The sequence below is a fragment of the Mucilaginibacter sp. P4_E8 genome, assembly GCF_056401495.1.
On sequence record NZ_JBFUJG010000071.1, the window covers coordinates 1 to 26,604 of the forward strand.

Genomic DNA, 26,604 nt, shown 5'->3' on the forward strand with positions numbered 1-26,604 from the left:
AGGAAAAATTTGTGAAGTCCTTTCTTATACGATAAGAAAGGACTTAAAGTAAAATTTTGCATACTTTTGTATGGTTTGGGTTTGTAAGTACCTTGTTTAGTTCAAAATAAATTATGGTTAACCCAAACTATCAGCCGGGAAGTGTGTCACCACTCTCCGGTTTTTTTTGGGCCAACAAAAGGGGACGGAAGCCTGGCAACCGCTTTGATTTAAGAGGTGGTAATTATTTTACGATAATCCTCCTTCCTTCAATTTTAAAGTCGATACCTGCGTATTCTAATATGGATAAAGCCTTTGAAGCATTGGTGTATTTAGAGAATGAACCGGAAAGCCGTTTGGCGGGTATTTTTCCCTGGTACACCACGTCTACATCATACCAGCGCGCAATCTGGCGCATAACGGTATGTATATCGGAATAGTCAAAATAAAACTTGCCGTTTTTCCAGGCAATAACTTCTGCGCTGTTAAAATTATTGGTTACGTTAATAGTTGAGCTGTTTGTATTATCAACCGCTTGTTCTCCCGGTTTTAGCATGGCTGATTTTGCATCTCTGCTGACTTTTACAGCGCCTTCAAACAATGTTGTTTTTATAACGGGCTCATCATCATAAGCATTGATATTAAAGTGGGTACCCAGCACCTCAACCGTTTGGCCGCGGGTAATTACTTTAAAAGGTTTGTGCTGATCATGTGATACCTCAAAGTAAACCTCGCCGGTTACCTGAACCGTTCTGTCATGACCGGTAAACGCTGTTGGATAGGTTATGGATGATGCCGCGTTTAACCAAACATTGGTACCATCGGCCAGTATCAGGTGATATTCGCCCCCACGTGGGGTGGCTGTAGTATTGTACACCGGGACAGATGGTTCGTTATCGTTTCTGTTATAAACAATTTGTCCCTCGGCTGTTTTGCTGACGGCCACATTACCTTGTTGTGCTATTTTGCCGTTTGAGGCGCCCGTTAAAATAATGCGCTGGCCGTTACCCAAAGTTAGTATGGCTTTATTACTACCCGGAGGAAGATCATTTTGTTTAGCTGTTGAAACCGTGTTTTCTGAATTTGGTGATGACTGATGGAAAGCTAAATACGCCGCGACAGAAACACATAAAAGAATGGTGGCCGCAATAGAAAGATAAAACCTTCTGCCCGCAATGCGTGCGGGTTTAGGAAGATTCGCTCTAACTGCGGTATAAGCAGCTTCAATTTCTTCCGGGGATGGTACTGTATTGTTATTAAGGCTATTAAGATACCAGCTTTCAACCCAGGTAGTTTCTTCCTGATCACATTTTCCTTCGATATACTTTTTTAGCAGATCTTTACTTTCCTGGTTAGTCATGGTGGCTTATTACTTGCTTATATTAGGTATTACGGTTTAAAATACCAGAGGGGGTATGCTGATGTAAAAAAAATTAAACTTTTTTAAACATTAGCTTAATGATTTGAAGCTCCGGGGCAAAAAGCGACTGTTTATTGACGCTCAAAGCTAAATTGAAGTTAACAAAAAAGCTGCAGGAAATTACCCCGCGACTTTTTGATGGTTGACATGTGTAATGATCCGTATCGTTTCAATTAGCACAGGTGATGCTATGGACAGCTGAAGCTGCTTTTCACAACTGCGACATAACGTATACTAAGCCCCAATTAATAATTGTGTATTCCATTGAAGAAGATTGCCGCAATCCAGGTTTGACCATTGATCAGATCAAAGTGGTCAGGCAGGAGCAGTCAGAGCCAATTCTTGATGAATTGGGATCGTAGTTTGATCAACAAGGACAAATCATTCGTTCTCGACCAGGCTGGTTTTGACCCTGTTTTGCAGCTTAATAAGCGCGGCGTTGCGCAACTGCCTGATCCGTTCCGGGCTCATGTCGATATATTTCGCGATCTCCGTTGGATTCATTGCGTGACCGCCATCCATGCCGTAAGTCATTTCGATAATTTGTCTTTCCCGATTAGTCAATGCAGATAACAGTTGATTCATCTCGGTGTGCTGCGATTCCACGATCAGGTCATGGTCGGGCGAAATGGCATCCTGCGGGGTGCTGTCCAGCAGTGAAAACCCTTCCTCGTTTAGAGGTGCATCATAGGAGGCGGTCCAGGGCGCACAATCCATCGCATCCCTGACATGCTCCTTTGATCGCTGCAAATGTTCAGCCAGTTGTTCAAGTGTAGGATGTCTTAGGGTTTCTTGTTCGATCTCGGCGATGGCCTTATTGATCCGGGTAATATCATGGATCTTATTCATGGGAAGGCGGATCACCCGGGCATGTTCAATGATGGCTGAGCTGATGCTTTGCCTGATCCACCATACGGCAAATGAAATAAACTTGAAACCTCTTGTTTCATCAAAACGTTCAGCAGCTTTGATCAGCCCGAGATTCCCCTCGCTGATCAGATCACTTAAGGGCAAGCCCTGGTACTGGTATTTTTTGGCTACGGAAACGACAAAGCGGAGGTTGCTGCGAATCAGTCTTTCACGCGCGGTTCTGTCACCCTGCCTGATCTTTGCCGCCAGGCTTGCTTCTTCCTGCCCTGTAATGAGCTTTTCTCTTCCGATCTCGTTGAAATATTTCTCTACGGAAGGGTGGTCCTTGTTGGCGATCGTTGGTGTGAGCTGTATATTGCGCATCACTATACTATTTTAGTAAATTCATAGTTGTCTACCGGGAAGTCCGGGTAAGCGGTTTTTAAGGGGAAGGTTTCACCAAGGACAAGCCCTTTTTGAATGCATAGCTGCTCCAGCATATCAATTGTCATTGTTTTCAGGTTATATTCGGGCTTCCATGACCAATCCTTCCTGGCCTGATCGTCTTTGATGCTGACTGGCCAGCTATTGGCGATTGTATTCCTGTAATCAGGTGCGTAGCTGACGTTAAATCCGGGAACGTACGCTCTGATCGCCGCAGCAACGTCGCATGGTGCAAAGCTCATACCTGCAAGATTATAGGATGTCCTGATCGTTATGGATTCCCTGGGCGCGTTCATGAGTTCCAACACTGCGCGGACGGCATCAGGCATATACATCATAGGCAGACAGTTATCCTCTTCCAGAAAGCAGGTGTAATGGCCCTTTTCCAGCGCCTGGTGAAATATATCCACTGCATAATCCGTTGTCCCGCCGCCCGGTGGCGCTGTATAGGAGATCAGTCCGGGGAAGCGGATGCTCCGCACATCCACCCCGTGTTTTTCAAAATAATAATTGCACCAGTACTCGCCGGCCCTTTTACTGATGCCGTAAACGGTATTGGGCTCGATACGCGTTTGTTGAGGGCAGTTGTATTTGGGAGACCCGGGTCCGAATACGGCGATACTGCTTGGCCAAAATACCTTATCAAGAGCCAGGTTCTTGGCTATCTTCAAAACGGAAAGCAGGCTTTGGACATTCAGGTGCCAGGCCGCATCGATGTCCTGTTCGCCCCTGGCCGAAAGCATTGCCGCCAACAGGTAGATCTGTGTTACACCTAATTCCCTGACAATGTTTTCCAGGGCGGCATGATCCAGCACGTCGAGGGTAATGTAATTCGCCTGTCCGGCTATAGGAGGGTGGATATCCGCCGCAATAATATTTTCGGTGCCGTATTGCCCGCTTAAGGCAACTGTTAATTCGGTACCGATCTGCCCGCGGGCACCAATAATGAGGATCTTGTCTTTTTTCATGCTGATATATTATTTATGGCCGTTGCTGTTGTACTGTTCTGATTTTTGCGTTTCCGGAAGGCCAACAGTAGCGTGCTGGTACATTAAGAGCCCGTAGGGGACTTTAGGGTCGATCCAGGTTGATTTCGGCGGCAGGATCAGTCCGGCGTCTGCCGCGCTGATCAACTGCTTTACCGACATTGGAAAGAGCGTAAACGCTATGGATGACGGTTCGGCCTTAAGTAGTGCAAGTGTCTCTTCCATAGCATTTTCGCCGCCTATGCATTTCAGACGGGTATCATTCCGGGGATCATTGATCTGGAAAACTTTGGCCAGAATCTCATCCTGTAAGAGAACGACATCCAGGGCTGCGGGCGATTTCGCATGTAGTTCATGCCATTTGCCGTGAGTACAGATTCCCAGGATATTGGCCGAAGCTGGCTTGACAGGTAAGTTCCCTTCACTTGGAACAATCGTAAACAGCTCGCCTAACCGGGAGAACAGGTCAGCATCGTTTACAGCAGTATCAGGAATGACCACGCGGTAAAATTCAATGATCCGTAGCTGATCGGCGGCAATATAAAGAGAAGAGATATACTCATCGGAGCCAGACTCAAGCGCGAGCCTGGCCGTTGATGCAAGTCTGTGGTGCCCGTCAGCCATATATACGGTTTCGACCTGGGTGAAAGCAGCTGTTATTTTACGGAGCGTTTCGCTGTCCTCGACCTTCCAGATGCGGTGCAGGCTCTTCCTGTTACCTATGGTTGACTTCCTGGTGTTGGCACAAGTTTCCGCAATGATCCTGTTGATCGTCATATCCGGCTGATAGGTCAGTAAAACCGGGCTGCCCTCCAGACCGGTATGCATGCGGTAATTACATATCCTGCGTTCACTGTCGGCGATGGTATGTTCGTGCAGTTTGATCTTGCCGTCGAAGAAATCCCGGATGGATGTCATGGCCCAGATACCGGTTTGCCGGTAATTGCGGTGAACGATCTCATAGATATAAATTGCGGGTTGCTCATCCTTTCTTATCCGTTCCAGCTTCAATAAGCATTCCAGCGATTCCCGGATCTCGCGGTATGCCTGTTCCTGTCCTTCAGCGGTTTCAGGGCGTATGCGTGCAGGGGCTTCCAATTGAGTTTTCAGGGGCATTAAGGGATGTTCCTTTTCGCCGATGCCAAAATAAAATACTTGCTCGTCGCCGGGAAATATCAACCCGTCGGCATAGAATGAATTAGGGCGCAGCGCGCGAAAGGGTTGGATAGTGGCCATCTTTATATTTTATACCTGAACCAGGTTTTGTTGTGTTTCGAATGTGTAAGTTTTCATACAGTCCACCAGGGCCCGCACGCTTTCAAGGGGGAGCGCGTTGTAAAGGGAGGCCCTGAACCCACCGATGGTGCGGTAGCCTTTGATGCCTACCATGCCCTGCCTTGCGGCATAGCGTAGAAATTCTTCTTCCTTTTCCTCCTCGTGCATCCGGAAGGTTACATTCATCAGGGAACGGTCGGCCTTTTCAGCCAGCCCGTAAAACAATGGGTTACTGTCGATCTCCTCATAGAGCAATTGCGCTTTAGCCAGGTTTGCCATATGGATGAACTTCACACCGCCTTTGCTTTTTAACCATTGCAGGTTGAGCATCGCGGTATAGATCGCAAATACTGGTGGTGTATTATACATCGAGCCATTGGCCCGGTATACCCGGTAATCAAGGATGGCATGTACCGGGTTTTTAATGCTGTCTAAAAAGCTGTTCTTAGCGATAACCAGTGTCATACCTGCTGGCCCCATGTTCTTTTGTGCGCCCGCGTAGATCAGGTCGAAGTCGCTGATATTGATCACCCTGCTGAAAATATCAGATGACATGTCGCAAACAACAGGGACCGGCGATTTCGGGAAGTTGAACATTTCAGTTCCTTCTATGGTATTATTGGAGGTAACGTGGAAATATGCTGCGTCTGCCGGTATGTTGTAATCCTTGGGGATGGAATGGTATTGGGTGTCTTTAGAAGTTGCTACAACAGCAACATCGCCCGAGATCTTCGCTTCTTTGATGGCTTTCTCACCAAAAAAACCAGCCTCCAGGTATGCCGCTTTTTGCCCTTTACCCAAAAAGCACATGGGTACCATTGCAAACTGCATGCTGGCACCGCCCTGTAAAAAGAGGATGCTGTAGTTTTCGGGAACGTCGAGGAGCTCCCTCACCAAAAATTCGGTTTCGCGAACGACCAATTCAAATTCAGTAGAACGATGGGAGATCTCTAAAATGGAAAGGCCCGCCCTGTCCCAGTGTTTTACGGCTTCCGATGCCCGTGTCAATACGGAATCCGGCAGGATGCATGGCCCTGCCCCGAAGTTGTGTTTTTTATTCAGCATATCGGCATTTTATAATTGGTTGGGAAATGCGGGATTGGTTCCTGTATTTCTATACAAAGTTTTGATATTTTGGTCATTAAAACTATACTGTATTTGTACTTTGGAAAACATGACTAAAATCTATGGCTTTTTTGGTCAAAATTTCCAAACAGGATGCAATTGGTGACGGATTTCATTGGATTAGTCGCATCGAATATTGGGTTAAATACACTTTCTACTTTGTTTGTTATGCCAATTTAAGCGTTTTGGAAAGTAAAATCATACTTGTATTTTGAATAATAGATGAATTTATCCTTACTTTGCCCATACCAATTTATAAACTTATTTACGTATTATTTACACTAAGTATATGACTAAAGTGACTACCTTAGGCCAGTTTATTATTGAAAAGCAGGCAGATTTTCCATATGCAAAAGGCGAGCTTTCGAGGCTGCTGCATGATATCGGCATTGCCGCCAAAATCGTCAACCGCGAGGTAAATAAAGCTGGTCTGATGGATATCCTCGGCAACGCGGGTAGTACCAAGATTCAGGGCGAAAACCAGCAAAAGCTACATCAACGGTCCCCTATCTTTATCGGCTCTAAAGTAATGGTCGAAAAGGCCGAAAGCTTATTACTGGCCACCAACGCTTTAATCTCCGCTTAAAATGGAACACGTATTAGATAAAACAGATTTGGGTATACTGAAACTTCTGGAACAGGATGCCCGCCTTACGCATAAGGAGATCGCCCATTTACTGCATAAAACGATTACTCCCATACATGCCAGGATCCGCCGCTTGCAGGAAGAGGGATATATTCAGCGTTATACCGCTATCATTGATCACAAAAAGGTAGGTAAGGGATTGATTGCCTATACCCAGGTACATGTAAGGGAACACTCACAGGAAAGCCTGATGGCTTTTATGGAGGAAGTTAAAAAGTTACCTGAAGTACTGGAGTGTTACCACATGACCGGCGCCTTTGACTTCCTGTTGCGCCTGGCCATTAAAGATATGGACGAGTACAACGACGTACTGATCAAAAAGCTTTCGAAATTGCCGGATGTAGGTAATATGCAAAGTTTCTTCGTGATGTCAGAAGTCAAAAGGGAGACCGGGTACATGTTCGGGACGGAATGAGAAGCCAATTGTATCGGTATTTCCGGCGAGAAAATAAAAATTGAACTAACCGTGACCGCCCGGACGAGGGGCAGCATTTTTTGCTGGGAAGACCGGGAATAAGCAGCCCTTTTTCTTTATCTACTGATAGTAAATTGTTGTCGGAATATACAATCCTTTCATAAGTGATAGTTTACTTTGGTAAATAGTTATTGATGTATAAAAATTCATTTATTCTTTATTTTTTTTAATTGTAAGTGTTTTTTTGTCTTTTTTTTCTTGATTTTGTTGGTATAATCTAAATTGTACGATTTTTTAAAGTTAAAAACTCATAAATTTTAGCTTTATTGATTTTTTTAATGAGTTATTAATATATACTCAATACAGAATTTAATTAAATGAAATTTTGTATAAAAAAATAACTTAATTTGTTTAAAAATCTGTTTAATTAAAAAAAAGTAATAAATATTATTAAGCTTAATTACTATTTTTTCATTTAAAATTAAAAAATGTAAAAAGTGTTTTAAATAATAGTCTATAAAATTAAAAATATTGTAACAAATCTATTATAAATTAAATATTATATTTTTTTAGCGTGTTGAATTGATATTTTCGATGAAATTCAATACGAAATGAAAAAAATAATACTCTTTTGTTTTCTTTTAATGATGCTTAAGGTTTCCAGTGCTCAGGAAACATTCCCTGTTAACGGGGCCTGGGATATTCGGCCAGGGCTGTATGCTTTCGTTAATGGCACTATAGTAGTTAACGCCGATCAAACCATAAGCGGCGGTACATTACTTATTAAAGACAGGATAATTGAGGCGGTGGGTAAGGCTATTGCCGTTCCTAAAGGTTATACTACGATTGATCTGAAAGGAAAATTTATCTATCCGGGATTGGTTGATGCGTATACAACCTATGGGATGCCTGAACTACCAAGGCAGGCATTCGGTGCCGGAGGTTTTGGCGGACGAAGCTCCATATCGATATCAACCAAGCCGGGAGCCTATGGATGGAACGAAGCCATCAAACCCGAAATGAATGCCAAAACGGTATTTCACGTTGATACCAAAAATGAAGATCTGAAGAAGAATGGCTTTAGTACTGTACAATCATTAATACATGACGGTATTGCACGCGGTACCTCAGTAGTTGTTAGTTTGGGCGACGAGCGCGATAACTTAGTAATGCTTAAAGACGAGGCTGCCGCGCATTATTCTTTTAACAAAGGCACCGCGGCTACTAATTACCCATCGTCGTTAATGGGTAGTATTGCCTTGTTGCGTCAAACATATTATGATGCGCAGTGGTACAAGAGCCAGAAAGAAGAATACAATATTTCCCTTGATCAATTTAATCAAACCCAAAACCTGCCCCAGATATTTGAGGTGAACGATCCGCAAAGCATTCTGCGGGCTGACAAAATAGCCAAAGAATTTGGACGTCAGTATATCTACAAAACCGATGGTCAGGAATATCAGCGCATTACCGCGATTAAAGCTACAGGCAGCACCTTCATTATTCCGCTAAATTTCCCGGCTCCTTATGATGTGGAAAATCCGCTGGATGCCCGGAGCATCAAATATGACCAGCTAAAAAATTGGGAACTTGCACCAACCAATCCGGCTGTGCTTGAAAAAGCGGGTGTAAAGTTTGCAATTACCTCCTTTGGGCTAACCAACGCGCATGATTTTTGGACTAACCTCAGAAGCGCCATAACCTATGGCTTAAGTGAAAAACAAGCTTTAAATTCATTAACAACCGTGCCGGCAGAAATGCTTGGTGTAGCCGATAAAGTGGGCACATTGGCAAAAGGAAAAATTGCCAGTTTCCTGATCACGTCTGATAACCTGTTTAAGCCCGATAATATCATTTACGAAAACTGGATAGAAGGCCGTCCATACGTGGTTAGTAAAATTGAGATTGCCGATCTTAGGGGTAATTATTTACTCAATGGCGATGGTTTTGCCAATACCACTTTAAAAATAAGCGGCACACCGGGCGAGTATGATGTAAACATGGAGCGCTCCGGCGCGGATAGCGCCCGCGTTCATGGCACTATTACCAGGACCGGCGATCAGATCAGTATTTATTTTGATTACAAGAAAGCACCGGCAGGTATTGTCCGTTTGGCTGGATATATTACTGCTGTATCACCGTTAACTTTTAGGGGCGACGCCGCGTTTCCCGATGGGTCACAGGGTAAATGGACAGCTACCTATACCGGCCCTGCTTCCGAAACGCCAAAGCGCGACAGGCCTAAACCAAATTTAGCCGTTGGTCCTGTGGTTTATCCGTTCGCAGCATTTGGCAATGCCGAGTTGCCTGTAGCCGAAACTGTATTATTAAAAAATGGTACCGTTTGGACAAACGAAAAAGAAGGCGTTTTGAAAAATACCGACGTTTTAATTGAAAATGGAAAGATAAAGGCTATCGGCAAAAATTTATCCTCACCAACAGCTAAGGTAATTGATGCAACAGGCAAGCATATATCTGCAGGCATTGTTGATGAACATTCACATATCGCGGTTACAGGTGGTATCAACGAAGGTACGCAATCTGTCACCTCCGAAGTGCGCATTGCTGATGCGATTGATGCCCAGGATATTAACTTGTACAGGCAGCTGGCAGGTGGTGTTACTACATCACATATACTACATGGTTCGGCTAATGCCATTGGCGGACAAACTCAATTAATTAAACATCGCTGGGGTATGCTGCCCGAGGATATTAAGTATAAAGGAAGCGATGGGTTTATCAAATTTGCCCTGGGCGAAAACGTAAAGGGCAGTAACCGCAGCATATCTCCTACAGATAACGCCACACTGCGTTTTCCGCAAACACGTATGGGGGTTGAGGAAGTGTATATAGATGCCTTTACACGTGCTAAAGAATACAAGGCCGCCCGCGCTGTAAAAGGTAGTACTACCCGCAGAGATCTGGAGCTGGATGCCCTGGTAGAGATATTGGACAACAAACGCTTTATTACCTGCCACTCGTACGTGCAGTCAGAAATTAATATGCTGATGCATGTTTCTGATTCTTTGGGTTTTCATATCAACACGTTCACCCACATATTGGAAGGTTATAAAGTGGCCGATAAAATGAAAGCGCATAATATCGCGGGTTCCACATTTTCAGACTGGTGGGCTTATAAAAGCGAGGTTGCCGAAGCTATTCCATATAACGGCAAGCTGATGCATGAAGTTGGTTTGGTAACCGGTTTTAATTCAGACGATGCCGAAATGGCCCGCCGCCTTAACCAGGAAGCCGGGAAAGCGGTTACATATGGTCACATGAGCGAAGAGGACGCTTTAAAACTGGTAACCCTGAATCCGGCTAAAATGCTGCATGTAGACGACCGGATAGGCAGTCTTAAACCAGGTAAAGATGCTGACGTGGTATTATGGTCGGCCGATCCTTTATCTATTTACGCCGTGGCCGAAAAAACCTATGTCGACGGTGTGCTTTACTGGGACATTGAAAAAGACGCCGCGAAACAAAAAGCTTTGATGGCAGATGAAGCCCGTATTATTCAAAAAATGCTGGAAGCAAAAAGCAAGGGTTCAGCCACGCAAAGRCCGGCTCCCAACCGGAGGCGTTTGTACGAATGCGAAAGTGTGGAAACCGAAAATTTTGTAGTGGAAGATGACTACACAGATATGGAACGGGCCAGAGAAGCCGTACACGAGCAAAAAAACAATAACATACAGTAATTCTATTTTGAAAATCAACATGAAAAGAACAATATTAAGTTTGGGCGTATTATTGCTGGCTACCACGCTTACTTACGCGCAGGCAAATATTTCGCCCGCAAAACCACAATCCAAGCCTGTTGTAATTACCGGTGCTACCATACATGTAGGTAACGGGCAAGTAATTAACAACGGATACATTGCTTTTGATAAAGGTAAAATTACAGGTATTGGTGAAGGTACAGCACCTGTCACTGCCGGTAGTGAGGTAATTAACGCTGCAGGCAAACAAATATATCCGGGTTTTATAGCGCCCATGACCACCCTGGGGCTGATTGAAGTTGAAGAAGGCGCGCGCGGTACGATTGATGATGCCGAAACGGGCGACCTTAACCCGCATGTACGGTCGTTAGTTGCCTATAACACCGATTCGAAAGTTATTCCTACAGTGCGTTCAAACGGTATTTTACTTGCCCAACCCACCCCTAATGGTGGCATAATTTCAGGCGAGTCATCGGTTGTGCAATTAGATGCCTGGAACTGGGAAGACGCAGCTTATAAAAAGGATATCGCTATTCATTTAAACTGGCCTGTTGCTGTTGAGAGCGGCCGGGGCAGAAGAGCGTTTGTAGCACCCGGTGTTGTGCAGGAAACACCCGCCCAACGTGCTCAAAAAACGGTTGACAATATTACCCGGCTGTTTGAGCAGGCTAAATCATACGCCGAAATTACTAAACCGGAAGTGAAGAATATACGGCTGGAGGCTATGAAGGGTTTATTCAACGGTACCAAAAAACTATTCATTATAGCAGATGGCGCCAAAGAAATTATACAGGCGGTAAATTTTGCTAAACGGTTTGGGGTTTCGGCTGTAATTGTGGGCGGTAAAGAATCATTCCTTGTAATGGACTTATTAAAAGAAAATAATGTACCTGTAATTATCCGCGAAACCCAGGCTTTGCCTGATAGGGATGAAGATGATGTTTACCTGCCGTATAAACTGCCTAAATTATTGCAGGATGGCGGCGTACTTTATGGTTTAACCGGTATTGGTTTCTGGCGGCAGCGCAACTTGCCATTTGAAGCCGGGGAAGCAGTGGGTTATGGCCTAACCAAAGAGCAGGCCCTGTCAATGATCACCATGAACAATGCTAAAATACTGGGTATCGACAAAACCACCGGCACATTGGAAACTGGTAAGGATGCCAACCTTTTTATATCAGCAGGTGATGCTTTGGATATGATTGGTATAGACGTGGAAATCGCTTTTATACAGGGGAGAAGCATTAATCTCGACAATTTACACAAGCAGCTTTATAAAAAATTCAGCGATAAATATGGCTTAAAGCCATAACCTCATTTTATCCCCGCAAGCTTAAGTATAGCCCGGGGCTGGTTCTTTCAGAACAAATTACTATTAACTGATCATATAATTTATTTCAATGAAAAAACTATTACTTAACTGTATGTGGGTTTTATTGTTGCTGGCATCCCATGCCTATGCGCAAGACCGAACAATCACCGGAACCGTAACCGGCAAAGACGACGGACGACCGATTCCCGGTGCCAGTGTTACCTTAAAGGGTACCAGAAAAGGCACTCAAACCGATCCAAATGGTAAATTTTCCATCCAGGTAAGCAAAGGGCCGCAAACGTTGATATTTACCTTTATAGGGTATCAGGCAAAACCGGTTGAAATAACAGGCAGTGTTGTTAATGTTGCGTTAGATCCTGATCAAAGACAGTTAAGCGAGGTTGTGGTTGTTGGCTACGGCACCCAATTAAAAAGAGACAATGTGGGCAGTATTGCACAGGTTAAAGGAAGTGCACTTGTTGAACAACCGGTGCAGAATTTTGTACAGTCGCTGGGTGGCAGGGCGTCGGGTGTGCAGGTTACCGTTCCTAATGGCGTATTAAATACGGCTCCGATATTTCATATAAGGGGTACAAACTCCATATCACTGGGTTCGCAGCCGCTTATCGTGGTAGACGGTGTACCTGCTTTTAGTGAGAATTTGGTTGGTGGCGAAGCTGGTGGCAACCCGCTATCAAATATTAACCCGGAAGACATTGAAAGTATTGATGTTGCCAAGGATGCTTCCGCTACAGCTATTTATGGTAGCCGTGCAGCAAACGGGGTTGTTTTTGTAACTACCAAAAAAGGTAAAAAAGGCAATGCTGTAGTAAGTGTTGATAGCTGGATGGGGGTAACTAAAGTAAACCGCTTGCCAAAGGTTTTAAACGCGGCCCAATATGTGGCGCTAAAAAACGAGGCGATGGTTAACGCGGGTTTATTTAATGAAAATAGCTATTATGCTACTTTAACGCCCGGTCCGGATGGTAAACCTATTGATACCGATTGGGAAAAGTTAATTTACAGAACTGGTAAGTCATACAATGGCTCGGTGAGTGTATCAGGAGGTACAGATAAAACCACTTATTACCTATCATCCAATTACAGCAAGCAGGAGGGTGTGATACAGAAAAACGACTTTACCAACAAGGGTATACTTTTTAATCTGAATCATAAAGCCAGCAAAATAATTTCAATGGGTGCCAAGTTGGGTTACTCCGATAATCAGAATTATGCTGCTACATCATCGGGCTCATTAGTGGGAGAGGCCTACAGCACAGCCGGGTTAGGGCGTCTTGCTTTATTGCTTCCATCCAACTTATCTCCTTATAATAATGATGGTAGTTATAATCTGAATCCGGCAAACGGATCAATAGGGGTGATGAATAATAAAGGGTATGCCATAAGTTATCCGAACCCGCAACCTGCGCTTGACCTTGACCGTGCCAATAATGAAATTAATCATGCTACCGGTAATGTTTACCTGCAATTGAATCCCCTGCCATGGATTACACTGAAAACTACCTATGGTATTGATTACTTATATTTCACCAGCGATACATTTTTTAATCCCATATCAAATTTTTCGGTTGCCAGCAATGGGGTTGTTACCAATAATGCAAGTGTTGCCGATACTTATGCTCAATATAAAAGAACAGTTTGGGATAATATAGCCCAGTTTGATCATTCATTCGGAAACCATAATTTTTCATTATTGTTAGGTAATGAGCAACAGCGCAGCCTAACGTATGGTTATGGTTTAACGCGCACCACACTTTCAGACCCGGCGTTTAACCAAATACAGGCCGGGTATGCGATCAATACCGTTCCCGCATCATCCTTACTCAACAGCGAGAACTACCTGGTTTCTTTTTTCGGTCGTTTAAATTATGATTTTGATAAAAAGTACTTTTTAACCGCTACGCTTCGTAAAGATGGTTTTTCAGCTTTTGGCTCGGGCCGTAAATATGGTTATTTCCCGGGTGTTGGTTTAGGCTGGGAAATTGCAAAAGAGAAATTCTGGGAAAACCTGAAACTTGATAAAGTATTCAGCAGCTTTAAATTGAAGGGGAGCTATGGTAAGGTTGGTAACAATAGCGGGTTAAATGATTATGGTTCTTACGGATTTTATGCCAATAGCCTTTTTAACGGTAATGCCACACTTGCTCCAAGCCAAACAGGTAATGACAACCTGGGCTGGGAAACAAGTACCAAAACAGACATCGGGTTTAATTTTGGTTTATTTGGCGACAGGATTACCGGCGACTTTGGTTATTATAAAAATGATATCACCGGTTTAATATTTAATGTTCCTACAGCCCCTTCCGGTGGTTTGGCCACTAATCCCCCGGTTAATATAGGCTCTATGTATAACAAAGGGTTTGAATTTAATATTGATGCTGATATCATCAGATCAACAGGTTTTAAATGGAGCGCTAATTTTAACATCAGCTTTAATACAAACAAAATCACCTCCTTAATACCCGGCACAAATTCCTTTACTTATTCTACATCAAGCCTGGAAATTGCCAATATTAACAAAGTAGGTGGCTCTGTGGGCGATTTGTACATTATTCGCTCTGCAGGTGTTGACCCGGCTACCGGCGACAGGATCTTTATCAATGGTAAAGGCCAAAAGGTTTTATATACATTCAACGGAACAACCCATTATTTTAATCCCGATGGCACGCCGTATTTAACTGCTTCCGGTGCTCCTAATCAAATTAACCAAACGGCCGATGCTGTTGATTATGGCAGGGCAACCCCTAAAGAAGTGGGCGGTATAAGCAACTCTTTTCATTATAAAAACTTTGATCTGAATGTTTTGTTAACGTACCAGCTTGGGTTTTATGTTTACTACGGAACCGCAGCCACACTAACCGACCAGCGTTTCTGGAACAACTCTACCGATATACTTGACCACTGGACAGCACCGGGGCAGGTAGCAAAATATCCTAAAGTGGTTTTTGGTGATAACGTATCAAACGGCACTTCTTTCCCTACAGATTTTAACGTGTACAAAGGTGATTTCCTGAAGGTTAAAACTATAAATTTTGGTTATACCCTGCCCAAAAACCTGCTGAAAAAAGTAGGTATATCAAGCGTAAGGGTATATGTTAGCGGGCAAAACCTGTTTATTTTCACAAAATATCCTGGTCCGGATCCGGAAGTTTCCTCAAACGGAACAACAAACAGTTCACCTGGTGTCGACAGAAATACCGCAGCTAACGGCCGCACTTTAACAGCAGGATTCTCGGTTAAGTTTTAACTATTAAATTAAAGGAAATGAAAAAGAAATTTATATATGCTATAGGCATTGCATTATTGAGCTGTTCTGCCTGTCAGAAAGATCATTTATATCCTGTGTCACAAACCTCTGTCTCTAACCAGGATGGTGCTCCGTTTTCTACCTCTGCCCGTATCTCAAGCCAGGTTTTAGGTTTATATACAAGCTTAAAAAGTGGACAGCTTTATGGCGGCAGGTACCAGATATACAATGATGTTAAAGCCGAAAACTGGATCAACTCTTCTGTGAATTCAGTAACCGCTTACCAAACCTGGACCGAATCCGTAACCAGTACAAGTTCTGAGGTTTTAAATTTGTGGTCGCAGGCCTATTTAACTATTAATAACTGCAATTTATTTATTGATGGCATGGCTGCGGGCGGAGCAAAGGTTGTTGGCCCGGCAGTATCGGCAAATTATGTGGCCGAAGCTAAGTTTGTAAGGGCATTATCTTACTATGCTTTGCTGCAAATGTATTGCCAGCCTTATGTTAATGGTGCAGGCTCCAAACCTGGTTTGCCCCTGCGCTTAACAGGAAATTCGCAATATGCCAATTTTGATCTTGCTCCTGCAACAGTTGGCCAGGTTTACACGCAGGTAATAGCAGATTTGAATGCCGCCGAAACCGATCTGCCATCTACTTATCCCGATGCAACTTCCAATACCATCAGGGCACATAAAAACTCGGCCATCGCTTTTAAAACCCGCGTCTATTTAAGCATGCAGCAATATGGTAATGTAATTACCGAAGCTAACAAAATTGTAAACGCCACGGCACCGTTTACGGCAAAAAGCGGTGTGCCCAACGCGTTGCAAGCTTCTGTTGCCAATGTTTTTAAAAACCCCTATACCACAACCGAATCTATATTTTCTGAGCCATTTACGCCTACTGAGGCGCCGGGTGGTCAGAATGCGCTTGCCGATTATTTTAATAGCGTGGGTACTGGTGAGTTTTATTTAAACCTAAGCGGGGTAATAGCCGATCCGAACTGGAAAGCTGCCGATGCCAGAAGGGGGTTTATCCTGGTTGGTAAAAGCCATACCTATCTTACTAAGTGGCCACTTGGTTCCCCGTATAATGATTGGGTGCCTGTAATAAGGTATGCCGAGGTTTTGTTGAATTTAGCCGAAGCCCGTGCACGCAGTACCAATTCATTAGATAGCCAGGCCATAGCGCTGCTGAACGCGGTAAGAGGACGATCTGATACCTCAACTGTTTATACAGAAGCCAGTTTCCCTAAAGGTGTTACAGACCTCACCAGCGCCATTTTGCAGGAAAGAAATATTGAGTTTTTGGGTGAAGGCTTGAGATGGGCCGATCTTTTAAGGTTGGGACTTCCTATTCCTGCTAAATCAAATGTTCCGCAGATTAACCCGGCAGACCCGGCATATATTTGGCCAATGTCCGGAAATGAGCAGTTGTATAACAAGCTTATCGGCAGATAAAAAAGTCATATGATTTTAATACCCCTATACAAAAACTAATAACTGTCTGTTTTTTTCAGTAAAAAGCTGTTTCAATTTATTTGAAACGGCTTTTTTTGTCGGTTTTTAACCGGGTCAGGTTGAGCGATGAGGCGGGCAAAATTGATTTTACGAAAAAAATTTCGACACCCCAATGCACTTATTACTCGATGGTTTTAGTCTGTTTTTAACAACAAAAGCCTGTAAATTTTTGATTTACAGGCTTTTGTTGTTTTTTGATAATCTTAATAGTGGAGCCGGAGGGATTCGAACCCTCGTCCAAACATGGTATAAGGTAAGCTTTCTACATGCTTAGCTTCTGTTTAATTGTAGGGAAGGGGAAGGTCAGTCGCTTACCTGTACCGTCTTCCTTAGGTGCTTTATCTCGCCTGCTATGCACACCATTAAGCTGGCCAGTTCCGTTTTTCGATGCCCCGATTGCCGATTCAACAGAACGGAAAACCGGCGGGACAAAAGCTATTTAATTCTAAATTAAGCAGCTAAGGCGTAGTTATTTTCGCCATTTGTAAGTTTGAGCGTTCAGATTTAAGCGCTAATTCACCCAACGCGCTGCATGCTTACCTACTTATCTCCATCCTGTCAATTCCGGTCGACCCCATTTTTTAGTGGCGAAAGCCGAAAGGCTAAAGCTAAGCTTACAAAAATACAGTTTTTGAGCGGTTTAGGCAAATATTATATGCTTTCGGCCTTAAGCTTTTTGCTTTCAGTATCTACACGCCCCGGATAAACCTTTAAAGCTTCTTCCAGGCAGATCATGGCACTTTGCAGGTCTTCATTTTTCAACACATAAGCCATACGTACTTCATTATATCCGGCTCCGGGAGTACTGTAAAACCCCGTCGCTGGTGCCATCATCACGGTTTGGTTATTATAGCTGAAAGTTTCCAGCATCCATTGGCAAAACTTGTCGGCATTATCTATGGGTAATTTAGCTACTACATAAAAAGCGCCACCCGGATTAGGGCAATAAACGCCATTCATTTTGTTCAATTTACTAACCAGGGTATTTCTGCGACTGGTGTACTCCTTATTTACCGCTTCAAAGTATGAATCAGGGGTATCAACGGCTGCTGTACCGGCAATTTGCTCAACCATACCGGCACTAAGTCGGGCTTGTGCAAACTTCAATCCCGCGTCTAAAACTGCTTTGTTTTTAGTGATCAGGCAACCAAGCCGGGCTCCACAGGCACTATAACGTTTGCTCACGGTATCCAGCACGATAACATTTTCATCCAGTCCATTTAAATGCATTGGGGATATAAATGTACGTCCATCGTAACAAAACTCCCTATAAGCCTCGTCCGAAAACAGATAAAGATCATACTTTAAGGCCAGTTCTTTTAATGCTTCCAATTCCTCTTTTGAGTATAAATAACCGCTAGGATTGTTAGGATTGCAAATAATAATAGCCTTGGTTTTATCAGTGATGAGTTTTTCAAATTCGCCTATAGGAGGCAAGGCGAAACCGTTATCAATAAATGAAAGTATGGGTTTAACTACAATGTCGCTTTGACTGGCAAAACCATTGTAATTAGCATAAAATGGCTCAGGGATGATCACTTCATCGCCCGAATCCAGACAGGCCATCATAGCTATCGTAATAGCTTCTGACCCGCCTGTGGTCACAATGATATTTTCCGGATTGATATTGTAACCCAGTTTGTTATAGTATTCCGTAAGTTTTTTGCGATAGCTTAATGTACCTTCTGATGGGGTGTAGGCCCAAACCTTAAAATCAATATTTTTAATGGCATTTAACATGCCTTCGGGGGTTTCAATATCTGGCTGGCCAATGTTTAAATGGTAAACTTTTTTGCCCTCCAGCTTAGCTTTATCAGCATAAGGCGTTAGTTTTCGTATAGGTGATGCGGGCATTCGCTGCCCTTTTTGAGATATTTTTGGCATATGCAAAATTAGTAAAAAAGAAAGTATTGTTGTTTTATATACTCCTGTAAACGAAAAAAGACCCTTTAAAGGGTCTTTAACAGTATTTTTAATCCCCTTTGTTTAGCAAGGGGCTTTTTTAATCAGGCTTGCCTTGTTTTATTTGCTCGATGCCGGTTTAGCTACAACTTCGCCAATAATATTCAAATACTTTTCGGGTGTAACCGCGTTTGATTTAACAACAATTGTTTTGTTAAAAGGTGCTGCAGCAGCTGCATTGTAAGTGATTTTGATGGAGCCCTTGTCGCCACTTTTTACAGGTGTTTTAGTATAATCAGCAATAGTACAGCCACAGGTTGGTCTTACTTCAGTTAAAATAAGTGGTTCTTTACCAACGTTTGTAAATTCAAAAACGGTGGTTACAGGTGTACCCTGAGGTATTTTGCCAAAGTCGTGTTTTTCTTCGTTAAATTTAAACTCGGCTTTCTGGCTATCCTGTGCTGATGCAGTAAAGGCAAAGCCTAAAATTACCGCGCAAATCATTAATATCTTTTTCATGTGTTTGTTTGATTAATACAAATATATAAGGTTTAACGTAATTTAAAAACTATTCGTAAAACTCTATGTTTTATTGTTAGTTTGCCAAATACAGAATAGAATTTTATAATTTTACCGTCTAAACGAAATTATATATGCCCGGAACTACCATACGTGCAACCAGTAAATTTAATACTGCTGAGTTAAGTTTTGATGATTTCAAAAAAATTGTGATCGATGATTACCGTATTGGCTTTGAAAGCAGACAGGCCAGTTTAATAGGTAGAAGAGAAGTATTGACTGGTAAAGCTAAGTTTGGAATATTTGGCGATGGTAAGGAAGTTGCCCAATTGGCTATGGCAAAGGCATTTCGTGCCGGCGATTGGCGTGCCGGGTATTATCGCGACCAAACTTTTATGTTTGCTACAGGTATGAGCAACCTGAAAGAGTTTTTTGCCCAGCTTTACGCCAATCCTGATATTGAAAAGGACCCTGCATCGGCAGGCCGCCAAATGAACTGTCATTATGCTACAAGATTTATTAATGCTGATGGCAGCTGGGTAAACCAAGCCGAAACCATGAATTGCTCATCTGATATATCAACCACGGGTGGCCATATGCCGCGGTTGCTTGGTTTAGCTTATGCATCAAAATTATATCGTCAAAATAAGGAACTTGAATACCTTGAGCAGTTTTCAGTTAATGGTAATGAAGTTGCCTTTGGTACAATAGGCAATGGCTCCACCTCCGAAGGTTTGTTTTTTGAGACATTTAATGCTGCCGGTGTACTGCAGGTACCTATGGCTATTTCGGTTTGGGATGATGCCTATGCTATTTCGGTACCGGCAAAGCTACAAACTACAAAAGAGGATATTTCTGAAATACTAAAAGGTTTTCAACGCGAAAAAGAAACTAATGGTTATGAAATATTTAAAGTAAGGGGTTGGGATTACATTGCCCTTTGCGAAACTTATGAACGTGCCATAGCGCTTTGCCGTGAGCAGCATGTACCGGTACTGATCCATGTTGTTGAAATGACGCAGCCACAAGGGCATTCAACATCAGGCTCGCATGAGCGTTATAAAACAAAGGACCGCCTGACCTGGGAGGATGATCATGACTGCCTGCTTAAAATGCGCGAGTGGATGATAGCTTCGGCCATTTCAACAGAAGCTGAACTGGATGAGCTGGAAACCGAGGCCAAAAAATATGTGCGCGAATGCCAGCGCGAAGCTGCCAGCGAACTGCTTGGTGTAATAAATACTGAATTGGATGAAGCAGCCAAATTGATAGATGAACTGGCATATAATGTTGCTGCAAAAGATGAATTATTAGATATTTCATCTACTTTGCGTTCAAGCTATGATGCCGGTCGTAAAGATATAATAGCTGCTATACGTAAAACTTTACGGATTACCACACGTGAAAATTCAGCAGAAAGACAATCGTTATTAAATTGGTTTAATGCCGAAATGGTAAAAAATGATGAGCGTTTTAATTCAAAGCTATTTACTGATACGCCACAATCACCTTTAAATGTGCCTGTTGTGGCTGCCATATATAGTGATGATGCACGGCTTTTAGATGGTCGTGAAGTATTGAACGCTTGTTTTGATATCAATTTTGACCGGGATAAAAGTATTGTTGCTTTTGGTGAAGATGTTGGCGCAATTGGTGATGTGAATCAGGGTTTTGCCGGTTTGCAAAATAAATATGGCGATCTGCGTATTACGGATACTGGTATTCGCGAGGCAACTATTATTGGGCAGGGTATGGGTTTGGCTATGCGTGGTTTAAGACCTATAGCTGAGATACAATACCTTGACTACCTGATATACGCCATGACCGTTTTAAGCGATGATATAGCGAGTTTGAGCTATCGTACCCGTGGCGGACAAAAAGCGCCGCTTATTATCCGTACTCGTGGACATCGGTTAGAGGGCATATGGCATTCAGGGTCGCCCATGGGCCTGATCTTAAATTCTATGCGGGGTTTCCATATTTGTGTGCCACGTAATATGACACAGGCCGCGGGAATGTACAACACCTTGTTAAGGGGTGATGAACCTGCATTGGTTATTGAGAGCCTTAACGGGTACCGCTTAAAAGAAAAGCTACCTGATAATGTTGGCGAATTTACTGTTCCGTTGGGTAAAGCTGAGATTTTAAGAGACGGCGCCGATGTTACCGTTGTGTCTTACGGCTCTACCTTACGCATTGTATTGGAGGCCGCTGCCGAACTGGAGAAAATGGATATTCATATCGAGGTTATTGACCCGCAAACCTTATATCCGTTTGATACAGAGAATGTTTGTGGTGATTCTCTAAAGAAAACCAGCAAACTGCTGGTTATTGATGAGGATGTACCCGGTGCGGCTTCGGCATATATAACCCAAAAAATAGTAGAAACAGAGAATGGTTATTACTCGCTTGACGCGCAACCAAGAACATTAACCGCAAAAGAGCATCGCCCACCTTATGGTTCTGATGGTGATTATTTCAGCAAACCTTCTGTAGATGATATCATTGAAGCTGTTTACGCTATGATGAACGAAGCTAACCCAGCTAAATATCCTGCAATTTTTTAGTTGCAGGATATTTGAGATTTACTGAACGCTTTTCGTGGGCTTTAGTCTTTAATCGGTCACATCTCATTTTTAATATTTCCTTTTTTCTTTATTTTTTTAAGTTTGCGTTCTTCTGAACATATAGCTAATAACATGGATTCTGCAACTTTCACTACTATATCTAACATTATTAAAACCCGTCGGTCTGTTAAACCAGCTATGATGAATGGCCACAAGATACCAAACGGGCATGTAGCCGCATTATTGGAACTTGCTGATTGGGCGCCAACCCATGGATACACCGAACCCTGGCGATTTACTGTTTATGAAAATCCTGCTGAATTTTGCCTGCAACATGCTGAATTATACAAGCAAAGCGTAAGCTCTGAGAATTTTAATGAAACTGTTTATACTAATTTTCAGCATCAAGGCGATAAGGTATCGCATGTTATAATTACTACCATGAAGCGTGGCGATCTGCCTAAAATTCCAGCATTTGAAGAGCTTGCGGCAGTTTCGAGCGCTATTCAAAACATCCTGCTTGGTGCTACTGCCTTAAATATGGCATCGTTCTGGAGTACAGGTGGCGCAATTTTAAAACCCGCGATGAAAGAATTTCTACAGCTAAGAGAAGAAGACCATGTGATGGGTGTGCTGTACCTGGGTTATGCAGACCAGCATCCCGAAGGAAAAAGAAATATCTCGCTCGAAGAAAAAATTAAATGGGTTAAATAGATATTTTCAACTTTTTATTACCTCTGTTCGTATAACCGTATAATTACGCGGAAATTTTCTTTATTTTAAATTTATTTTCATTTTAGTAAAAAATATATTAAAATGATTTTGAATTAAGTAAAAAAGTATACATTTGTAATTGACCGGTTTCCTAATCCGGTCAATTAAACCTATTGCTAATTTAACTTATTGATTAAACATTAAACTCAAAACAAGTATGAGGAAACATTTTTGGTGTGTCACATTAGCGGTTTTATTATTGTCAGGAACGGTTATTAGTTGGAGATCCGCAGGTGCGAACAAATCAGATGGAAAGGTAAATTCAACTCTAAATGCAAAGGAATTATTTAATCAGTACGTAAATAATCTGTACCAGGCAGCCAGTTTGCAACAGTCTGGTTTAGCCTTTGATGTATTTGAAAAAGCAGTTACAGGTTATACAAATTTAAAACTTGCTCATAAATTACCAGAGAACAGCGCTGTACTTACGGTTGTTGATTTCAATAAATCAAGCCGTGAAAAACGCATGTGGATAATTGATTTGCTAAGTAAACAATTATTGTTAAACACATGGGTTGCCCACGGACAGGGAAGTGGCGATGAAATGGCCAACCATTTTTCGGACAGGAACGACTCACACCAAAGCAGTCTGGGATTTTATCTGACCGATAATGTATATATGGGTAAGCATGGCCGTTCGTTACGGTTAGATGGCTTGGATTCTGGTTTTAACAGCAATGCCCGGATGCGCGATATTGTAATTCATGCAGCCAGTTATGTTAGTCAGGCTGCTATTGATCGTAAAGGATATGTAGGACGTAGTTTTGGTTGTCCGGCTGTATCACCCAAAGTTGTAAACAAGGTAATTAATACAATATCAGGTAAAACGGTTCTCTTTATCAGTGGTAATGATGATAGGTATACTTCAAAATACCTTGATGAAACAGCGCCATTGAATTTTATTGCCGCCGATACAACGGCTTTTGATCTGGCCAAACTTTAAATTTAATATTATCCAATTATAAACCTGAATCGCTATGCCTGGCTAATAACCGGGCATTTGTTTTTATATCGCCTATCAGCATTTTTAAATGTGCATAAAGTACCACATCTAACCCGTAAACATCATGCCTGTATTGTAATGTGCCGTTGTCATCGGCCCAGCAGGTAACATAGGTTATGTATATTGGTGTTTTTTTAGGTAATGCAATATTGGTTGGGTCAGGATTATCTTCGTCCATATCTTTAGTTATGGTATCATAATCTTCCCCCTCACCAAAAAGGTTCTTTGCCAGGCCCTGCGGATCGCCCAAACGTACACAACCATGGCTCACTGCGCGCATAGCATGCCCAAAGGCTTCTTTTGCAGGTGTATCATGCAGATAAACACTGCTTCTGTTTTTGAACAGGAATTTTATCTTACCCAATGAATTATCAGCACCCGGGCGTTGTTTAAAATCATATTCCAGATTGTCTTTTGTTACTGTTGACCAATCAATTGTTTCCGGATCTTCAATTTTAACCCCGTCCTTGTAAACGTCAATGCTCTTATTGGATAAATAGTAGGGGTCATCCGCTGCCTCAATAATGATCTCTTTGGTGGCAATACTTCGCGGTATGTTCCACATGGGGTTTACCTCAACGCTATGGATCATGCTGCTTAACTGGGGGGTTTCACGCGGAAATGGCTTATCATACCTGTCACTGTCGGCATATGATATCAGGCTGCATCGCTGATCCATGTTACGGCCCTGGCCAACACAAACCTTCATATTTAAAACAGATTTTCCATCTTCTATCACATTAAGTTTAAAATCAGGAATATTTACGATAACATATTTAGATTCAGTAGGTTTATTCTTCCAGCGCAGACGTTCAAGATTAACCAACAGATAACGCCTGCTTTCTTCTTTTGATAAGCCATCAAGTGTAACACCTTCTAAAAATGCTTTTTGTAAAGCTTTATATTGTGGATCGGTGGGCTGGATACTGTCCAGGTAAGCTCTTAGATCAGTTGTCCGCAGTGCTTTTTTCATAGTTGCACTGTCTGGCCGCTTAGTGGCTGTAAAATATCTGGAATATATTTTTTTAGGATTGATAACGCCATATTGCAGTGCGTTTGAATATTTTAACAAGGAACTTGCGGTCAATAACTCAAGCTCTGCCAGGTCATGATAGGCTTCGGCAGTTGTTTTAATGCCGTTTTTATCCTGCAATTTAGTAACCAGTGCTTTGATAGCTTCGGCATGATATGGTTTTTTATCAAGACCATGCTCATTGATTTTGTTATAATAATCTGTTAAAACGTTCAGATCACCGTTAAACAAATGGTTCATTACTAAAACAGGCTGGTAATCGTTTGCCTTAAAATAAGATTCGATTACATGTTCATTAGCAATTTTCAATTTTTGAGCAGTAAGTTCATTTTTGAGTGTTGCAGCAAGGGTATCCGGGTCAATATCCTTGAAAGCTTTATTCTGAGTTACTTTGAAAAGTTGGTCAGCTATTTCCGAATGCTTTTTTTTACAGCTTTGAAAAGTAAGGAGAAGTACAAAAAGACCACATAGTAGGGCGGGGATAAAGGTCTTTTTTTGGCAAGTAGCAATCATGGATATAAGTATAGTTAATTTTTGCTTATGAATAGCAATACCCATACCATAAAGCCAAATGGTTTTTAATTAATTTTGAAAACGGACATTTTATCACATTAATATATAAACACATGTTCAAAATTCTTCGGATAATGAAAAAACGACTGTTTTTTATTTAATCATGATGAGGTAAAGACCATGCTTAATAACAATAAATAAAAATGGCAACAGCAAATAAACCCGAGGTTTGGCTCCGCGGACCTTTAAACAGCATACCAGCATTGCTGCAACCCGTAGCACATGCACTTTTACAGGCCAGGGAGGAGCTGAATGATTTAATGTATGGTTTTCCTGACGCTTTATTATGGCATAAAGTAGCCGGCATGGCATCGCCGGGATTTCATTTACAACATTTAACAGGTGTGCTTAACCGGCTTTTTACTTATGCAAAAGGAGCGGGGCTTACTGAGGATCAGCTGAGCTATTTAGCAGCCGAAGGCAAAACAACTGAAAATATACATACCACCGATCTTGTCATGCAGTTTAATATCCAGGTTGATAATGCTATAAATCAATTAGTCGAAACTGATGAACAGGTATTGACGCAAGTTCGTGGCGTTGGCAGGTCGCAACTGCCATCAACGGTGATTGGTTTGTATGTACATGCGGCAGAACATACTATGCGGCATTTAGGTCAGCTTTTGGTTACGGTTAAAGTATTGAAAAATGAAATCACAGGCTAAGCAAACAATGAAACCGCATCTTTAAGGCTTTTTGACGAGTGATTTACCTGTGCGTTTGGATGCCTGTTTTCAGGGTCAAATAAAAACGTATCTATACCTAAAGTTATTGCTGCTTTTATTTCTGATTCAGGGTCATCACCAATGATCAGCAAATCTTCAGGTTTGAAGTCATTGGTATTCATGATGATTGCGAAAATGTCCTTTTTTGTTTCTGATGATACTTCAGGATCAACTATATAAATTGCTTTAAAATCGTGCTCTATACCCAATAATTTTATTTTGCTCCGTTGCAATTTGGTAAAACCAGTAGTAACTAAAAATTTAACTATTTTGGTGTCGCTAATGTACTTATACTCTTCATAAGGTTGCATTGGTAAATCATATTCAAGATTTTTAAGCAGGTCGAGGCCTTTGTTTTTAGCGGCTTCACTGAAATTATATTTATCCGCAACCCATTGATATGGCCTTCTTTTCATTTCTTCCTTTGCCTTATCTATTTCATCTATACTTAATTCATCCGCCAGGCTATCCAAAAATTCAAATACTTTATTAAACAAATATTCAGCAATTGAGCTTACGGGATATATGGTATTATCCAGATCTAATA

At 42.2% G+C, this 26,604-nt stretch carries 18 protein-coding genes, 1 other RNA gene and 1 pseudogene; 10 read left to right on the plus strand and 10 right to left on the minus strand.

Annotated elements, in window-relative coordinates; genetic code table 11:
- Positions 1-223 precede the first annotated feature (223 nt).
- From AC1DRQ_RS20625 to serC, 5 genes are all read right to left on the minus strand, one after another.
- A complete protein-coding gene (locus tag AC1DRQ_RS20625) occupies positions 224-1,339 on the minus strand; it encodes a FecR family protein (RefSeq protein WP_477426633.1) in 1,116 nt (371 codons plus the stop codon).
- A 441-nt stretch (positions 1,340-1,780) separates the two neighbouring features.
- Positions 1,781-2,632 (minus strand): sigma-70 family RNA polymerase sigma factor, encoded by an 852-nt coding sequence (locus AC1DRQ_RS20630; RefSeq protein ID WP_477426634.1) that lies wholly within the window; start codon positions 2,630-2,632, stop codon positions 1,781-1,783.
- A gap of 2 nt (positions 2,633-2,634) precedes the next feature.
- Entirely contained in the window at positions 2,635-3,660 is a 1,026-nt protein-coding gene (locus AC1DRQ_RS20635) for an NAD-dependent epimerase/dehydratase family protein (RefSeq protein ID WP_477426635.1), read from the minus strand.
- A 9-nt stretch (positions 3,661-3,669) separates the two neighbouring features.
- The gene (locus AC1DRQ_RS20640; RefSeq protein ID WP_477426636.1) at positions 3,670-4,914 is read right to left on the minus strand and encodes a DUF1015 family protein; all 1,245 of its coding nucleotides are present in this window, start codon (positions 4,912-4,914) and stop codon (positions 3,670-3,672) included.
- A 9-nt stretch (positions 4,915-4,923) separates the two neighbouring features.
- Positions 4,924-6,018 carry a 3-phosphoserine/phosphohydroxythreonine transaminase gene (gene serC, locus AC1DRQ_RS20645; protein ID WP_429393789.1) on the minus strand — a complete coding sequence of 365 codons (1,095 nt, stop codon included), beginning with the start codon at positions 6,016-6,018 and terminating at the stop codon, positions 4,924-4,926.
- Between the two features lie 349 nt (positions 6,019-6,367).
- Between serC and AC1DRQ_RS20650 the strand changes: the two are divergent.
- The 6 genes and pseudogenes from AC1DRQ_RS20650 to AC1DRQ_RS20675 form a co-directional block, all read left to right on the plus strand.
- Positions 6,368-6,571, plus strand: a pseudogene (locus tag AC1DRQ_RS20650) (class 1 fructose-bisphosphatase); the annotation flags it as partial.
- A gap of 94 nt (positions 6,572-6,665) precedes the next feature.
- Positions 6,666-7,139 carry an Lrp/AsnC family transcriptional regulator gene (locus AC1DRQ_RS20655; protein ID WP_429393787.1) on the plus strand — a complete coding sequence of 158 codons (474 nt, stop codon included), beginning with the start codon at positions 6,666-6,668 and terminating at the stop codon, positions 7,137-7,139.
- A 611-nt stretch (positions 7,140-7,750) separates the two neighbouring features.
- Positions 7,751-10,837 (plus strand): amidohydrolase family protein, encoded by a 3,087-nt coding sequence (locus AC1DRQ_RS20660; protein ID WP_477426637.1) that lies wholly within the window; start codon positions 7,751-7,753, stop codon positions 10,835-10,837.
- A 19-nt stretch (positions 10,838-10,856) separates the two neighbouring features.
- Positions 10,857-12,170 (plus strand): amidohydrolase family protein, encoded by a 1,314-nt coding sequence (locus tag AC1DRQ_RS20665; RefSeq protein WP_477426638.1) that lies wholly within the window; start codon positions 10,857-10,859, stop codon positions 12,168-12,170.
- Between the two features lie 88 nt (positions 12,171-12,258).
- Positions 12,259-15,438, plus strand: a complete 3,180-nt coding sequence (locus tag AC1DRQ_RS20670; protein ID WP_477426639.1) for a SusC/RagA family TonB-linked outer membrane protein — start codon at positions 12,259-12,261, stop codon at positions 15,436-15,438.
- A 17-nt stretch (positions 15,439-15,455) separates the two neighbouring features.
- Positions 15,456-16,901 carry a RagB/SusD family nutrient uptake outer membrane protein gene (locus AC1DRQ_RS20675; RefSeq protein ID WP_477426640.1) on the plus strand — a complete coding sequence of 482 codons (1,446 nt, stop codon included), beginning with the start codon at positions 15,456-15,458 and terminating at the stop codon, positions 16,899-16,901.
- Between the two features lie 267 nt (positions 16,902-17,168).
- Here the strand turns inward: AC1DRQ_RS20675 and ssrA are convergent.
- The 3 genes from ssrA to AC1DRQ_RS20690 form a co-directional block, all read right to left on the minus strand.
- Positions 17,169-17,537: a transfer-messenger RNA gene (ssrA, locus tag AC1DRQ_RS20680) on the minus strand.
- 75 nt (positions 17,538-17,612) lie between these two features.
- Positions 17,613-18,845: a pyridoxal phosphate-dependent aminotransferase gene (locus AC1DRQ_RS20685; RefSeq protein ID WP_477426641.1), complete on the minus strand. Its 1,233-nt coding sequence runs from the start codon at positions 18,843-18,845 to the stop codon at positions 17,613-17,615.
- A gap of 138 nt (positions 18,846-18,983) precedes the next feature.
- Positions 18,984-19,382, minus strand: a complete 399-nt coding sequence (locus tag AC1DRQ_RS20690; protein ID WP_429393775.1) for a DUF1573 domain-containing protein — start codon at positions 19,380-19,382, stop codon at positions 18,984-18,986.
- Between the two features lie 134 nt (positions 19,383-19,516).
- Here AC1DRQ_RS20690 and AC1DRQ_RS20695 point away from each other — a divergent pair, with 134 nt between their 5' ends.
- From AC1DRQ_RS20695 to AC1DRQ_RS20705, 3 genes are all read left to right on the plus strand, one after another.
- The gene (locus AC1DRQ_RS20695) at positions 19,517-21,949 is read left to right on the plus strand and encodes an alpha-ketoacid dehydrogenase subunit alpha/beta (protein WP_477426642.1); all 2,433 of its coding nucleotides are present in this window, start codon (positions 19,517-19,519) and stop codon (positions 21,947-21,949) included.
- A gap of 132 nt (positions 21,950-22,081) precedes the next feature.
- Positions 22,082-22,663, plus strand: coding sequence for a nitroreductase family protein (locus tag AC1DRQ_RS20700; RefSeq protein WP_477426643.1), 582 nt, complete (start codon positions 22,082-22,084; stop codon positions 22,661-22,663).
- A gap of 217 nt (positions 22,664-22,880) precedes the next feature.
- Positions 22,881-23,666 (plus strand): murein L,D-transpeptidase catalytic domain family protein, encoded by a 786-nt coding sequence (locus AC1DRQ_RS20705; protein WP_477426644.1) that lies wholly within the window; start codon positions 22,881-22,883, stop codon positions 23,664-23,666.
- Positions 23,667-23,682: 16 nt separating this feature from the next.
- Here AC1DRQ_RS20705 and AC1DRQ_RS20710 read toward each other — a convergent pair whose 3' ends face one another.
- Positions 23,683-25,272: a L,D-transpeptidase scaffold domain-containing protein gene (locus AC1DRQ_RS20710; protein ID WP_477426645.1), complete on the minus strand. Its 1,590-nt coding sequence runs from the start codon at positions 25,270-25,272 to the stop codon at positions 23,683-23,685.
- Between the two features lie 203 nt (positions 25,273-25,475).
- Here AC1DRQ_RS20710 and AC1DRQ_RS20715 point away from each other — a divergent pair, with 203 nt between their 5' ends.
- Positions 25,476-25,997 (plus strand): DinB family protein, encoded by a 522-nt coding sequence (locus AC1DRQ_RS20715; RefSeq protein ID WP_477426646.1) that lies wholly within the window; start codon positions 25,476-25,478, stop codon positions 25,995-25,997.
- On the opposite strand, the gene AC1DRQ_RS20720 is transcribed toward AC1DRQ_RS20715, so the two are convergent.
- Positions 25,994-26,604: HAD family hydrolase (locus tag AC1DRQ_RS20720; protein WP_477426647.1), on the minus strand; the 611-nt coding region annotated here is incomplete at its 5' end. The two genes, AC1DRQ_RS20715 and AC1DRQ_RS20720, sit on opposite strands and share 4 nt — an antisense overlap.